Consider the following 13329-nt stretch of genomic DNA (forward strand, 5'->3'; position numbering starts at 1 on the left):
CTTCTCGAACCACATTTTCAAAGCGGCGACGAGAGCCAACGAATGCTTCTTTCGTGCGGCGAGCCGGATGTCCGGCGATGCACCGCGGGGCTTCGATGGCGTAAAGCTGTGCGATGTGCCGAATGGCGGCCTCGGCGATCGGCGATTTGCTATTGCGGGCCAATTTGACGAAGCGTCGGCGCAAATGGCTCCAGCAATGCACGAGCGTCCAAGGCCCTTGCCTCACCGGCTTTCAATTACCCACATTTCCAGCCGCTCCGATTTCGGCGCCGAGTTCGATATCGGTGAGTCTGGAGAGTCCGCGCCAGATGACAACATTTCCGGGTGGCGGATCGGCGGCCCTGGCCAGGTAGCCACCCAATCGTGCAAGTTTGGTCAAGTAGAATGCGAGGGTTCCAGGGCGACATCGTCGATTGCCGACGTCGCTGATGAGTTCATCGAGCAATGCGATCTCGGTGTCCGTCAAGGCCATCTTCGGTGACGCGTCTGGGGCCGTGCGATTGAGCATGGTGAGCCAGAGCACGCGCCAGCTGAGAATGCAGAAGACCGCCATCAGATTAGCGAGGCGCTCCGCGGTCCGCAGTTTCGAGTCTTCCGCCCTGCAGCCCGATTTCAGGATCTTGTGGAACACCTCGATTTTCCACCGCATGGCGTACCAGTTAATCTTCTCGATTGCCTCGGAGCGTCCCCGGACGGGTAGGTCCGTGATTAGCTTCCACTCAATGGGTTTCCGGCCCTTTGGCGCACCGCGCTCGCTGGCGTGGATTACCGTCAGGTCGAGGGCGGTAGCGGTTTTGCTTTCCGATCGGAGGCAAGACCGCAATCCGCCTGAACTTGATCTCCAGCGCGGCTTTCGTCATCTCGCCCTTGTCGTCCCGCACGTCGATGTAATGCACGCCCTTGACGCTGGTCTCTTCCATCTCGGTCGCAATCGTATGGCCGCCATCGCCTGCCAGCCGATCGACGCAGGCGCGGACAAGGAACTGAGCGCCAAGCTCTTGCGTCAGGCAATACAATTCGTAGATATCGCTTTCGCGGTCGCCGATATGAATGCAACGCTCCGGCTGTCCGAGCCGTTCGATCGATTGCCTGAGATTGTCGAGCCATCGAACGCTCTCCTTCTTCTCGATGGGAACGCGGGTTGGGTTGACCTTCTTCTTGAGTTGGGCCGTGCCCTTGAATTTTTTCCGTGTCCAGAACTTCACCGCCGCCAATCCCAGGGGGAGGCCCTCGACGGTCACCGCGAGGCTGGAATGCATCAGCATTCCGCAGACCGTGTGATGGCGCCAACGGCCACCTTTGTCCCGGCCGCTATTGACGCTCTTGGTTATGCCGATCGCGCTCGTGTTCGCGCGTTGGTAGGAGAATTCCGTGGTGTCCTGGATAAGGAGAATCGGGCCTGTACAATCATCGTAACGGGTGCGCGTGGCGGCGAAGTGGCCGCTAGGAATATCGGCTTCCTCCACGCGCTCGTTGGCGAAGAAGCGGTAGGCTGCCTTCTTGTTCGCCCAGTCTTGGCACGCGAACGGTATGCTCCCGCCCATGCCATCACCAATTTGCCTTAACAGCTCGCCAAATCGTTGACCAAGACGGGCGTCCTTGAAAGCCGTCTTGTCGATCTCGCGCTCAGTCCAGTGTGCGACGGCGCTTTCATCACGATTATCCTGGTAACCATCCGGGCCCGTCGAACGACGAGATATCGCACCGCTCGAACACATGAAGGCACCTCGCCGTCGCGATTCAGGTGCTCAACAATGAATCACAAGCGATTCATCCGATTCAAGATTCTTCGATCGAGCCTCCCGCAAATGAATCAAGCACTTGTGGGTAATTGAAAGCCTCACCGGACGGTTACCATCCGGCTTGGCCTTGCGTCGCGCTGTCTTGCGCTCATGGCCAACAGCCGCGGCCGGTACCATGGCCTCTAGCACCGCCGGCACAAACGGCGGATCGTCAGCCATCGACGTCGGCAACCGGCGTGCTTGCCGGCGGCAGGTGAACACTTGTTGTGAGCCCGTGTCGCCGGGCAACATCGGAAACGACGGCGCCTGGTACCAGCGTCTCCTCGACGATCCGCGCCTTGTCGTCCTTGGAGAACCAACGACGGCGTCCCGTCTCCGTGATCACTTCCAGCCGGCGCGCCGCCGCGTCCGACTTAAGCGTATGGTCAAGCATAGACACAAGCCGATCCCTTCAAAGAGATCGTGAAACTCACCTATCCAATGCGCCGCGAGAAGGTGGGAGCAGAACGACGCTTACGCTTGATCACGTCCTCCTCCGAACAATCCGCAATACTTGCGCCCGCCCGAACACACGCCCGATACTGCCACGGCTTGGAAAAGCTACCAGACCATATGCCCCGTTCGGTCTGTTCGGCTTGTCGCTGTTCGTTCGCGTATTTGCCTTTCGAATAACGAGGCCAGTCTAACGCATGACCGTGAGAGACAAGCCACCTGGCAAGGTCGACGCCGCCAACGGAGCATGACGCGACTGTTCGGCGGTATCGATCGATATCGATTGGCAAGCAAGTGACAGGGCGGGAATCGATGAACTGATCTAATTCGTTTGCCGCCCTTGCCCCGCACCGATACTGAAGGCTATCTTCGCCACGGCAAAGCTGATCGTGCTCAGGCGCGTCAATGCCCCATAGCCGAACGCGAGTGCCGTGAATTTCGATAGTGTCTCCGTCGATAATGCTCGCGCGCCCTGTGACTTCACCAGCCCTTGCGAGCGGCGGGCAACCAACGAACAACAAGAATAGCACGCAAATCTGCGCCGGCTTCATGGTCGAGGCGGCTCGAAAACCGATTCATTGAGTTACTGAAGTGTAGGCCGCTTTGCGGAAACCAGCATTCAGTTCGTCACGCTGTTGACCTTGAATCTGTTGGCCGATCGTCTTCGTGGGCGATATCACCGAAAACATGATGAACCCTCCCGCTTTGCGCGGAAGGATGAAGTACTCAGCTATCGCCGACTTTTCAGAGTCTTCGCAAGAGGACATGCCCCGGAAAACGACTTCACTATCAATAAGCTCGCTATTACGCGCGGAAGCAAACTTTCCTTTGCAGTCTTTTGCATCGTTCCCAACGATAGCCGCAGCTACGTCCAGTCCAACCACATTGGGTTGCCGGGGAATAATACGAACGAACCCAGTCGCGTTGTCGGATTTCCAAGCCGCCCCGGTCGATGCAAGAGCAACAGGCGTCTCAGACCTGCTAACTAAGCTCGGATGAGACAACGACGTTGCTTTGAGAATAAAGTTTGAGGCTAGCTGCATTGCCTCCAACTGCAATTCTGCCGAGCCTTCTTGGGGACGTGCTGGCTCCAAGCTGGACGCCGTGGTTGGCGACGTGTTCGGCGCAACAAGTTTTGGCGTGGCGTTGGCAGCGACCGCTGCCGTAAAGTCGCTGGCGGCTGCGATACCCCCGGCATTAATAGTCCTCACGCAGGTTACCAGCGCAGGAATGAGGACCGATGTTCCGCTCAGATCAAACTGAAAAAGGTGGCCTTGGGCAAATGCAGACATTGTGCGTGCTGCGCGGAAGCCCTTAACTAGCGCGGAGTTGTCCGGCATCGGAACAAAAACCGTCGTCCCCGCTACAGCCACGGCGTCTACGTTGAACGTATTCCGGCCATCGAAACTCAAAACGATCGGAAACTTTTGTCCTTGAGATAAAGTCCAACTCGGATGTGTAAACGCGAGCATCCAACTGAAAGTCTTGGTGACTAGAACACCAAAATCGATGCCACTCTTGTAGTTGGCGCTCGCAATGCAGTTCGAGAACTGGCCGGTCTTATCGTCCGTGTAAGCGCCACCCGACCAACCGGCTACGGATATCCTACCGTAGGGACCGCGTGCGTGGACGGGATTCACAATAGTGACGAATAGAACTAGTGCGGCAATTATAGCACGCATGGAACTCCCCCGTAGCCCTAGGTTGGCACCCCATCTTTCCAAAAACTCAAGCGCCGTCAAGTGTTAGCCGCATTCACGTCACAGCAACGTCTTCTTTCGCCTCGCCCCGCGCGACAATGATCAATCGGTCATCCGCCAGCGGCCGCTGTAAACCTTTCGCTTTGTCCCAAGGCGCACGCATCCAGATATCGCATTCTTCGTCCGTGGTTAGGATCACCGGCATTGCCTTCGGGTGTATCGGCTCTACGGTCGCATTAGGGGTGGTGGATAGAAACCCATAAACGTTGTGCGGTCCAGGAATCGGCTTGGACTTGGTGCCACGATCACCCTTGTAGACGGTCCAGATGCCCGCGAAAGCCGTCAAGGGCCGCTCCTGAGATTGGCTTCGTTCATAAGAAGCTAGGTGCGGAAATAAGCGAGTTCTTTAGGCTGCGGAACGGCATGCACCTGGAGAACGCAGTAAGCAAGCAAATACAATGTGAGTTGAAACAAGCATTACTTGCGTATCGACGAATGCAACCGTTCCTAAAGGGTGTGCGCGAGTTCCTTTTGTCGCAGAAAAAGCCAACACTTACGTAGCGTGATGCGAAGCCGTGGTCGATTTTACGCCAGAACCCACGCAATCTTTTCACCACCAGCGCGATCCCCGAAGATATCGACGGCAGCATTTGCCGGAAGAAAGCGACGCGTGCCGCTTGCGGAATCGGGTGCAATGCCGATCGCGTAGTATATGTCTGCGCTCGAAGAGAGGGAGAACACGCACTCACCATTGCCACCGGGGAAATGCTCCGCCGGCTTACTCGGCTGGTAGTGCCGGGGGTGGGCATTGTCTGCGACCAAGCGGTTGGACCTAGTAAGGCAACTTGCCCATTAGCTCCGCCACGCTGGCCGGTGAGCCGCAGGCGATGTGAACGCCAGAAAACATATCGAAAGAACCTTATGGCTGGAATGGAGGTTAGCCAACCCGACCGGTGGCTTCGCCACCGATCGAGCCGCCGCACAGCGCAGAGGGGATGATGCGCGTGCTAGATCGCCACCAAAATTAGCGGCGTTCGTTCTTACTTTTGAGAGTCGGCGATATTCTGAAGAGCGCGCATTAGTTCCCAGTAAGCACTGTCGGATGGCAGGCCGGGGAGTTCGTCCTTCAGTGAACCATTGGCGTGAACCAAGCTGCCGAACGCTTTGTCGATCGCGCCAGCCTTGCAGAACGAGATCTCCTGCAAGTGCGCGTCTTTCACCAAGGAGACCTTCTCTCCTTGAATCTCAACGATGTTGTCATTCCTGAACGTAAATCCAACCGACATTCCGGTATACTCACGATCTGCCGCCAGCCGCTTTGGCTTCACGTCCAAGCGCGGTGTCGAGGAATCTGAATTGAAAAGCGAGGCCCTGGGGAGTAGACCAAAGCTCAAGGCCATTTTATATCGCCCAACGGGTCGGGCCGGCTCCGCTCGCGGGGCGCCTTCCTTTGCGAGGGCAGCCTCGGCTCCTTCTCGATGCGATAGGCCGTGGCGATACTGATCGACGCCTTCGCAGCTGCGGCGGCAGTGGGATTAGTCTGACGGAACTTCATAAAGAGGCTCATCTGGTGATCGGTTACATGGCGGCCAGGCACAAAGTGATTCCCCCTCGCAGAAGAACCAGCTCCATACCCGGCCGACCGGGATCACCGGGCGGCACGGCCCCTTCCGGGATCGCGCCGCCGGCGGGCTCGTAACTCCGGTCGGGTTACGCCCTCCCTGCGTTACAAGCCCGCCGGCCCCTTCTCATCCAGATTGACGCTCCACTTCCATCCTGATTGTCGCGCCGCAGGCGTCGCCTCAGGGGAGCGGCAGTCGCCGTTCCTCGGTTCCGTTCGTTGCGCAATGCGGTTGTTGACTGACCTGTCAAAGAGATCGCGAAACTCGCCTATCCAGGGTGCCGCGAGGAGATGGAAGCAGAGCGACGCTACGGCGATTCACTTCCCCGCTGCGAAGCAGCCTTGCGTCAACCAGCGTCACCATTGAGCGAGCCGCAGCCCCGACGTTTGCTCGATTATGTCGTCAAGCAGTCACAGGGAAGGCCGGCCGATCACCAAGGGAAATGTGAAGCGAAAGAGGTGCAGGGTTAGCGACGGCCAGTCGTCCAGATGATCTGGTTTCTCCGCACGAAAAAGTGGCTTCTGCACCCTTTAATCCGCCAGATAGATGGATGCAACGTGGCTGCGTGAGCCTCGTCGAAGCTTAACTTCCACCGCGGATCGTCATCTCGAATCAGGCTCACCTGGATAGCGGCGCCGCAACCGCATGGACACAATAAGGCGGCCGACCAAGGCTCCGTAGCCGCTCCGACTAGGTAAAGTCTATTCGGCTCCAAGTCGTCGGGGAGATCTTCTACGTGAGCGGGAGTGAAAAACTCTTTCAGCCCGAGCCATTGTCGGATCCGACGCCAAAGCCGGTTCATGCCGCCGCTCCGACAGAGCTAAGTTCGGCCCAATCCAAAAGAGGTTCGACGTCTCCGCGGCCAAGATTGCGTGACAGCATCGAACACGGCTCTCCCTCGCTTTCGTGTTCGTAAATCCCGTGACTAAGGCTAATGCGGTGCACGGCAAAGGTTGCATTGGGTTCGTCTCTAAAGGGGTGCAGCCTCGCCAGCAGTTCACCGACAGCAAGGCTTGCAATCAAGCCATTCAACTGCACGACTGCAGGACGATCCTCCCGTACGCCTTTGATATATCCTTCCTTCAGGAGCGAACGATAAGCTATCGGATCGGTTCTGTAGAGCCCGGCTGCTCGGACTTGCTCCATATTGTAGACGCCTCGACTGAACAAGCTCGATCCGCCGGGTTGAAGGTAGTGCACACTCCCGCAGACCTGATCCACACCACCGCGTCCATCAGCATCTATTCGGACACCTAGATCGATGTAGGGCAACAGGTAAAATGTGCTCAGTTTATTCAGTAGATGGCGTGCGTCGACGGTGTCCACGCATCCGAAGATGATGTCGCATTCAGCGACGGCCTTTACTGCGTGCTCGCTGAATAGATTTTCGTGGAGAGCCAGGACCTGCGTTCCTAAACCCATCCTTTCTACAGCCGCTTTTGCGACCGATACCTTGCTCGCCCTCGAAACAGCATCCTCCATGGAACTGTTCAGCACCCGATTTAGATTTTTCTCCTCGATGTGATCGGGATCGATGAGCGCGAGCGAGCCCACGCAATTTCTTGCCAGTTGCTCGATGACATGGCTGCCTGTACCCGAACATCCGACAACCGCAATCTTTAGTCTGCGCAGACTATTATAGGTGCGCTCTCCGAACGTCTGCGAAATCCGGTGAGCGTAAGCCGGAAGATTGTGGATTGTTCTGTCCGGATACCAGAAAGACAAATCGTCCCCAACCACATTGACTGAGGAGAGATCGGAAAATTCGCCTGTCTCATCAACGACGCGCCCGAACATGCGTCCGTCATCGAGGACGATCGCGCTTGCATGTGGGAGTCCATCTCCTATCCATGCGTGCACAGATGGGAAGAGAGCCTGGTCCGAGCTGTCGTCTACATCAGAAAAGCGATCGTAACCACGGTGTCCATGAATCTTAACAATGGCGAGCCGGCGTTTGGTTGCTTCGTGGATGAGAGACACCAGGATGTCTGTCGGCCAAGTTACCCTGTCGGGCGCTCTATACTTGCAACTGTCATACGGCACTAACGTTAATTGCTGAACGACGAGCCGATGTCGTTCGTCCCCTTCACGCCGGCCGCAAAGGGCGATTGCTACTGCCTCGCACCCGTCTTCGGGAAACAAGTGGCGCATCAGTTCGCCATGCTGGGATTTGGTCAAAGTCAGGCTGACTAGCATCTTGGTTTCAAACCTTTTCCGCTTCCCGGACGAGCCAGCTCTCGATGAGAGCAAAGTGGGTGGCTAAGTTATCGATACCCGGCCGCCACGGATTCGCCGGCGTGCGATGTCTGCTCCATCGCTGCCAAATCTTGCCGTCGAAGGGATCGTCACAGATCGCTGCTATCGCACGGCCGTCTGTTCGTCGGAGCCCCGGATAGAAGTAAGCCATGTCTATCTGGGTGTCAGGATAACCTGGCTCGATCCTCACATTCACATCTACTTTGTCCCGGTTGTAGCCTCCGGAAATCGGTAGATCGTAAATGACAATCCGCAGGGCACTTGCCTCAGCTACGAGCTCGTACTTCAGGCCAAGGCTTTCCAGCCAAGCCATATCGTCCGCCGGCAGCGAAAACTGCCGGCGAGCAGTGAGACCTTCGGTCTGATCGAGAGGGAGTGTCACGAAACGTTCGATGCCTGGTTTGCGGAGATCGACGTGGTGATCGAGCCCGATTCTAATCGGCTGTCCACCCCCCTGCGGTTTTTCGTAGATGGCAAACTGCTCAGCCGGAGCTTTGCCTGCCACCTTCAGGAGCTCGCGCCCTGTCGGCGTGGGGTCGGTCAGCTCAAACACCGATTTGTCGATCTGGACCTTGTAGGTCGCTACTTTTTCTCTTTTATAATCAGTATCTTGTTCGTAGTGCGGCGACTTTTCGTCTGCGGACATGGGAGGCTCCAAAGTCTTTAATGGGCGACACCCTTATGTGCGGGACTCACCCCGGCATCCGGACGGCAAATTTATTTTATTTCGTTGTCCGCGAGGCTCCCAATGTCCCGCATACTGCATAGACGCATGAATAAAACGAGACGCGATCCGCACGATACGGCCACTCTCGCGGAGGTTGCCGAGGCGCTCCACGCGATGAGCCAAGCCGATAGAGTGAGGCTGGCGCACTTCGCGCGCTTGCGAGCCGCGGGTCTGCCGGGGTGGGATTGGGAGGACCTGCTGCATGAGGCTATCGATCGTGTTCTGAGCGGATCCCGGGCATGGCCGCGGACGGTGCCATTGATCGCATTCATGTGTGGCACGATCAGGAGTATCGCGGGAGACCTGTGGCGCGAGCGGAGGAACAGCCCTGACGCCGGCCAGCACGCGACCTCGGAGGATCAAGGCGAGGGTGACTTGCCCGACGATTCTCCGGGGCCTGAGCGACAAGTAATGGCACGTAGGACACTGGAGCGAATTCTCGACTTGTTCGAGGGTGATGATGAGGCATTGGCGGTTGTAAAGGGATTGGCCGACGGAAGCGGTCCGGAAGAGATTCAATCAGGCCGCGGGATGACAGCGAAAAGCTACGCCAGCGCTCAAAAGCGGATTCGACGACGGATTTCCAGCATGGTAGCGGAGCAAGAAATTGACTAGCGACTTTAACCGGCTGAATAACGTTTTGTCGGCGCTTGAGGGCGGAATTCTCGAGGCGAAAGACAGCGATCTACTTTCCGGCAAACAGGCGATGGAAGCTGAAAAGACGGTCCGGACGCTTATTGAAACGCGCTTGGCGATACACGAAGAGAAGCTTGCCGCGCCCATACCTTCCAATGCGCAGGATCGACGGTTGCTTCTCGATCTGCTCGCCAGAAATACACCGTCCATGCCGCGCGAGGTGCGGATGGCTTATGGGGCCGGCAAGAAGCTAAGTAGTCAAGAGGTATCGGCTTTACTGCGCAAGCTAGTGCTTCGAGGGATGCTTTCTTCGGCGAAGAAAAAGTAGATCGCCTCCAGCTCGAGGTTGATGAGGAGAGCACCCAGTGACTTCGGAAGTAGTCGTGATGAACAGCCTGGCCGTTGCGCTGGCGGCAGACAGCGCCGCGACGGTCAGCAACGGTCGAGATAACAAGGTCTACAACTCGGCGAATAAGCTGTTTATGTTGTCGAAGCATCACCCGGTCGGGGTGATGGTCTACAACAACTCCTCGTTGCTCGGGATTCCCTGGGAAGCCCTCTTAAAGATGTTCAGGCAAAAACTGGGCACGCAAGAGTTCAATCGTCTGGAAGAGTATGGTGAGGCGCTGATCAAGTTTCTTGACCAGAACGCATACCTGTTTCCGGAGGATTCGCAGCACCGATCGTATTTGGCTCTCGTCGAGACGCTCTACGAAGGGATTCACGCGGCCATTCTGGAAAAGATCGAAGAGCAGGTTGTTCGTCTGCCGGTCGATTCCGCTATCACTGAAGCAGAGGTCTCGGAGATAGCCAAAGGCGTGATCTCGAAGTCTCTGGAAGAGTGGCAGGCGAAGGAGGATACGACCTGCTTCTCCCACGACGTCGGTCGGTCGTTGGCCGGAAGGCTTTCTGGAGAAATTCAGCGACTGATCGCAAAGGTGCTCGGGCAGTTCTCGGCTTCGATTGGGGCCGACGCGACGAACGCGCTGCGAGAGATCGCGATCATGCTCGTTTCGAAGGACGATATTTTGATGGAATCCCATTCGGGGCTCGTGGTCGCCGGCTTCGGACGGAAGGATTACTTTCCGGTTATGCAGATGTACGAACTCGGAGAAGTCTATTCGGGCCGACTGAAGCATCGAACGCCACCCGCACTTGAGAGCGGTACGCGAAGCGGCGCGGCGGGATGAAGAGCCGACTCACGATTTCGCGCACGAATTCTTGCGCGAATTTCGAAAGCGTTTGCAGGGCTGAAGGAGGATAAAATGGACAAAAAGGTCATATCGAAGCGTACGCAAGTCCAGAAGTGGAAGGTAGGGAGCAGCGCTGACGTGAAAACGTTCGCGAAGGCTGCCAAGACTTTCAGTGGCAAGGCAACCGTTTCGAAAAGTGCCGCCCAGAAGACGTTGATTGATCTGGGTATCAACACAAAGGCCGGAAAGCTCACCAAACGCTATCGGTAAGCAACCCGTGCATACGCTGACAACGTCATTTGTCCTCGGTTACCACGGCTGTGGCGCTTCCGTCGCCGACAGGCTCGTGGCAGGCGAAGACTTCAAAAAGAGCACTAACGCGTACGATTGGTTAGGCCCCGGGATCTACTTCTGGGAGTCCAATCCGGTCCGGGGAATTCAGTTTGCTGAAGAACTAAAATCAAGTGAAAGAGGTCGAACAAGGATACGTAAACCCGCGGTTGTAGGGGCGGCCATCGATCTAGGGCTATGTTTGGATCTGACTACGGCTGCAGGTATCGCTCAGCTCAAGATCGCCTACGACGAGCTCTTATCGATATCAGCGAAGGCCAAGTTCGAGCTTCCGCAAAACCACTCGGATGGCCTCCGCCGCAACCTTGATTGTGCTGTGATCGAGATGCTCCATCGAATTCGAGGGGACGCCGGAGAAGCTCCCGTTGACACAGTGCGAGGTATATTCATCGAGGGTGAGCGCATCTATCCGACCTCGGGCTTCTTCCAGAAAACTCACGTTCAGATCTGCGTTTGCAACCCGGACATGATCAAGGGCGTCTTTCGCGTTCCTGATAGCCAACTCAGGCGGTCATAGAGAGCGAGAAGCATCTGGGCCTGTCAATTGGGTCCGAACTTCGCCCCCTATGATCGCTGACTTGCTTGATGATGGAAGGCTGAGAGACCGAAGGTGAAAGACCTCTGGGTGTTGGGCGATATTCACGGATTGATCGGCCGAATGACTTCTCTGGCGGCGATGTCCCAGAGTTCACCAGGCCCGCGCCAACTGAAGGTTGAGTACGCCGTGGAGCTGCCACGGCCTTCCATTCGGAGAAGATCAGGACATCGTCGGCATCACGAACTTGGCGCCGGCCCGGATGCCGGTCGGCCAACGGGTCGTGATCGTTTTCAGCTTGGTATAGAAGCGAACGCCCTCGCGGCCATGCATGTGATGGTCGCCGAACAGAGAGGCTTTCCATCCACCGAACGAATGGAATGCCATCGGCACCGGGATCGGTACGTTGATGCCCACCATGCCGACCTGGATCTGATGCGCGAACTCACGCGCCGCATCGCGTCCCTGGTGAAGATTGCGGTGCCATTGCCGAACTCGTGCTGGTTGATCATGTCGGCCGCATCGTCACAGGACTTGGCCCGAGCTACCACGAGCGCCGGTCCGAGGATCTCTTCGCGATAGATCTTCATGTCCGTGGTCGCGCGATCAAACAGGCTGCCGCCGATGAAGTAGCCCTTCTCGTAGCCCTGGCGATGGAAATCGCGCCCGTCCACAATCAGCTTCGCGCCTTCGTCAACGCCGGCTTCAATATAGCCTCGGACTTTGTCGAGGTGCTGCTTCGTCACCAGCGGGCCCATCTCGGCCTCGGGGTCGGTACCGGGACCAATGTTAAGCGCGCGGACCTTGGGCGCCAGCTTTTCGATCAGACGGTCGGCGCTGGTGTCTCCGATCGGAACGGCTACCGAGATTGCCATGCAGCGCTCGCCGGCGGAGCCATAAGCCGCGCCCATGAGAGCGTCGACCGCCTGGTCCATATCGGCGTCAGGCATCACGATCATGTGGTTCTTGGCGCCGCCCAGCGCCTGGCAGCGCTTGCCGTGGCTGGTCGCCGTCCCATAGATGTATCGCGCAATCGGCGTCGAGCCGATGAAGCTGACCGCGACGATATCCGGATCGGTTAGAATGGTGTCCACCGCCTCCTTGTCGCCATGCACGACGTTGAACACGCCGTCGGGCAGCCCGGCCTCCTTTAGCCACTGCGCAAGCAAGAGCGAGGCCGAGGGATCGCGTTCTGACGGCTTGAGGATAACGCCCCCAACTCCAACCCACAACGTCACCTTGTTTTCTTTGCCTGCTGCGACTGGTAAGTCTCGGCGAGTCGCAAGAAGTTTTTAAGCACCACGTGCCCGTGTTGGGTAAGTATCGATTCCGGATGGAACTGCACACCAAAAGTTGGTTGATGGCGATGTGCGAGGGCCATGATCTCGCCCTCGTCGGACCGCGCTCTCACCGTAAGATTCGGTGCGCATGACTCATCGAGCTCAACAACAAGAGAATGGTAGCGGCCAACGCAAAGTGGCGACGGTAGCTCCCGGAATAGCCCTCGGCCGTCATGCGTTACATACGAGGACCTACCGTGCATAGGGCAACGTGCACGCGCCACCCGTCCGCCGAATACGCTCCCAATACACTGGTGTCCCAGGCAGATGCCGAGAATTGGAACGCGACCCGAAAGTTCACGGACGAGGGCCGTAGATACTCCAGCCTCAATTGGAGTGCACGGACCGGGGGAGATGACCAGTGCGCGCGGCTTAAGGTCAATGAGGTCGCTGACGCTGACCACGTCGTTCCGGAATACTTCCGTTGCTTCACCAAGCTCCTGGAAATAGCGGGCAATGTTGAAGACGAAGGAGTCGTAGTTGTCGATGATGACAATCAAAGCGCACCGGATGTTTCAGCACGAAATGCGTCAAAGATTCGCTGCGCCTTGGCAAGCGTCTCCTCGTATTCTGCCGCTGGGTCCGACATCGCCGTTATACCGCTACCTGCATGAAATACAGCCATATCGTCGTCGATCGTTACAGTACGGATCGCGATATTCGTATCCATCTGCCCGTTGAAGCCGATGAAACCGATCGCCCCGCAATAGACCTCGCGCGCCACACGCTCGATTT

15 protein-coding genes and 4 pseudogenes are annotated in these 13329 nt (G+C 57.2%); 5 read left to right on the top strand and 14 right to left on the bottom strand.

What is annotated here, in order from left to right; translation table 11 throughout:
* The 11 genes and pseudogenes from IVB13_RS21945 to IVB13_RS21995 all read right to left on the bottom strand — a co-directional run.
* A pseudogene (locus tag IVB13_RS21945) lies at positions 1–184 on the bottom strand (hypothetical protein); the annotation flags it as partial.
* A gap of 48 nt (positions 185–232) precedes the next feature.
* Entirely contained in the window at positions 233–823 is a 591-nt protein-coding gene (locus IVB13_RS21950; RefSeq protein ID WP_247490419.1) for an IS4 family transposase, read from the bottom strand.
* Entirely contained in the window at positions 720–1718 is a 999-nt protein-coding gene (locus tag IVB13_RS21955) for a transposase DNA-binding-containing protein (protein ID WP_247490421.1), read from the bottom strand. Before IVB13_RS21955 ends, IVB13_RS21950 begins: the two co-directional genes overlap by 104 nt.
* A gap of 235 nt (positions 1719–1953) precedes the next feature.
* Positions 1954–2175 (bottom strand): transposase, encoded by a 222-nt coding sequence (locus IVB13_RS21960; RefSeq protein WP_247490453.1) that lies wholly within the window; start codon positions 2173–2175, stop codon positions 1954–1956.
* 40 nt (positions 2176–2215) lie between these two features.
* Entirely contained in the window at positions 2216–2785 is a 570-nt protein-coding gene (locus IVB13_RS21965) for a thermonuclease family protein (protein WP_247490423.1), read from the bottom strand.
* 24 nt (positions 2786–2809) lie between these two features.
* A complete protein-coding gene (locus IVB13_RS21970) occupies positions 2810–3916 on the bottom strand; it encodes a hypothetical protein (RefSeq protein WP_247490425.1) in 1107 nt (368 codons plus the stop codon).
* 73 nt (positions 3917–3989) lie between these two features.
* Positions 3990–4289, bottom strand: a pseudogene (locus tag IVB13_RS21975) (SOS response-associated peptidase); the annotation flags it as partial.
* A 685-nt stretch (positions 4290–4974) separates the two neighbouring features.
* Positions 4975–5334: a hypothetical protein gene (locus IVB13_RS21980; RefSeq protein WP_247490427.1), complete on the bottom strand. Its 360-nt coding sequence runs from the start codon at positions 5332–5334 to the stop codon at positions 4975–4977.
* Between the two features lie 11 nt (positions 5335–5345).
* Positions 5346–5566, bottom strand: a pseudogene (locus IVB13_RS21985) (IS21 family transposase); the annotation flags it as partial.
* 788 nt (positions 5567–6354) lie between these two features.
* Complete coding sequence (locus IVB13_RS21990) at positions 6355–7752, bottom strand: ThiF family adenylyltransferase (RefSeq protein ID WP_247490429.1); 1398 nt, start codon at positions 7750–7752, stop codon at positions 6355–6357.
* A 7-nt stretch (positions 7753–7759) separates the two neighbouring features.
* The gene (locus tag IVB13_RS21995; protein WP_247490431.1) at positions 7760–8458 is read right to left on the bottom strand and encodes a multiubiquitin domain-containing protein; all 699 of its coding nucleotides are present in this window, start codon (positions 8456–8458) and stop codon (positions 7760–7762) included.
* A 126-nt stretch (positions 8459–8584) separates the two neighbouring features.
* On the opposite strand from IVB13_RS21995, the gene IVB13_RS22000 reads away from it, so the two are divergent.
* The 5 genes from IVB13_RS22000 to IVB13_RS22020 all read left to right on the top strand — a co-directional run bounded on the left by IVB13_RS22000 (position 8585) and on the right by IVB13_RS22020 (position 11236).
* Complete coding sequence (locus IVB13_RS22000; RefSeq protein WP_247490433.1) at positions 8585–9154, top strand: sigma-70 family RNA polymerase sigma factor; 570 nt, start codon at positions 8585–8587, stop codon at positions 9152–9154.
* Positions 9147–9503 (top strand): hypothetical protein, encoded by a 357-nt coding sequence (locus IVB13_RS22005; RefSeq protein WP_247490435.1) that lies wholly within the window; start codon positions 9147–9149, stop codon positions 9501–9503. Before IVB13_RS22000 ends, IVB13_RS22005 begins: the two co-directional genes overlap by 8 nt.
* Positions 9504–9558: 55 nt before the next feature.
* Positions 9559–10365: a hypothetical protein gene (locus IVB13_RS22010; RefSeq protein WP_247490437.1), complete on the top strand. Its 807-nt coding sequence runs from the start codon at positions 9559–9561 to the stop codon at positions 10363–10365.
* A 75-nt stretch (positions 10366–10440) separates the two neighbouring features.
* Entirely contained in the window at positions 10441–10638 is a 198-nt protein-coding gene (locus tag IVB13_RS22015) for a hypothetical protein (protein ID WP_247490439.1), read from the top strand.
* Between the two features lie 7 nt (positions 10639–10645).
* On the top strand, positions 10646–11236 hold the full coding sequence (locus IVB13_RS22020; protein WP_247490441.1) for a hypothetical protein: 591 nt from the start codon (positions 10646–10648) through the stop codon (positions 11234–11236).
* A 240-nt stretch (positions 11237–11476) separates the two neighbouring features.
* Here the strand turns inward: IVB13_RS22020 and mmsA are convergent.
* The 3 genes and pseudogenes from mmsA to IVB13_RS22035 form a co-directional block, all read right to left on the bottom strand.
* A pseudogene (gene mmsA, locus IVB13_RS22025) lies at positions 11477–12462 on the bottom strand (CoA-acylating methylmalonate-semialdehyde dehydrogenase); the annotation flags it as partial.
* Between the two features lie 26 nt (positions 12463–12488).
* Positions 12489–13094, bottom strand: a complete 606-nt coding sequence (locus tag IVB13_RS22030) for an aminodeoxychorismate/anthranilate synthase component II (RefSeq protein WP_247490443.1) — start codon at positions 13092–13094, stop codon at positions 12489–12491.
* Positions 13091–13329 (bottom strand): chorismate-binding protein (locus tag IVB13_RS22035; RefSeq protein ID WP_247490446.1); only part of this gene is annotated, 239 nt, incomplete at its 5' end. The genes IVB13_RS22030 and IVB13_RS22035, both read right to left, overlap by 4 nt.

Source organism: Bradyrhizobium sp. 17 (genome assembly GCF_023073515.1).
Taxonomy (GTDB): Bacteria; Pseudomonadota; Alphaproteobacteria; order Rhizobiales; family Xanthobacteraceae; genus Bradyrhizobium; species Bradyrhizobium canariense_D.

What these genes read in the sequence shown, in the direction of transcription:
- IVB13_RS22000 (WP_247490433.1), top strand. Translation starts at nt 8,585, where the DNA reads ATGAATAAAACGAGACGCGATCCGCACGATACGGCCACTCTCGCGGAG.
- IVB13_RS21955 (WP_247490421.1), bottom strand. Translation starts at nt 1,718, where the DNA reads ATGTGTTCGAGCGGTGCGATATCTCGTCGTTCGACGGGCCCGGATGGT.
- IVB13_RS21980 (WP_247490427.1), bottom strand. Translation starts at nt 5,334, where the DNA reads ATGGCCTTGAGCTTTGGTCTACTCCCCAGGGCCTCGCTTTTCAATTCA.
- IVB13_RS21995 (WP_247490431.1), bottom strand. Translation starts at nt 8,458, where the DNA reads ATGTCCGCAGACGAAAAGTCGCCGCACTACGAACAAGATACTGATTAT.
- IVB13_RS21960 (WP_247490453.1), bottom strand. Translation starts at nt 2,175, where the DNA reads ATGCTTGACCATACGCTTAAGTCGGACGCGGCGGCGCGCCGGCTGGAA.
- IVB13_RS22015 (WP_247490439.1), top strand. Translation starts at nt 10,441, where the DNA reads ATGGACAAAAAGGTCATATCGAAGCGTACGCAAGTCCAGAAGTGGAAG.
- IVB13_RS21990 (WP_247490429.1), bottom strand. Translation starts at nt 7,752, where the DNA reads ATGCTAGTCAGCCTGACTTTGACCAAATCCCAGCATGGCGAACTGATG.
- IVB13_RS21965 (WP_247490423.1), bottom strand. Translation starts at nt 2,785, where the DNA reads ATGAAGCCGGCGCAGATTTGCGTGCTATTCTTGTTGTTCGTTGGTTGC.
- IVB13_RS21970 (WP_247490425.1), bottom strand. Translation starts at nt 3,916, where the DNA reads ATGCGTGCTATAATTGCCGCACTAGTTCTATTCGTCACTATTGTGAAT.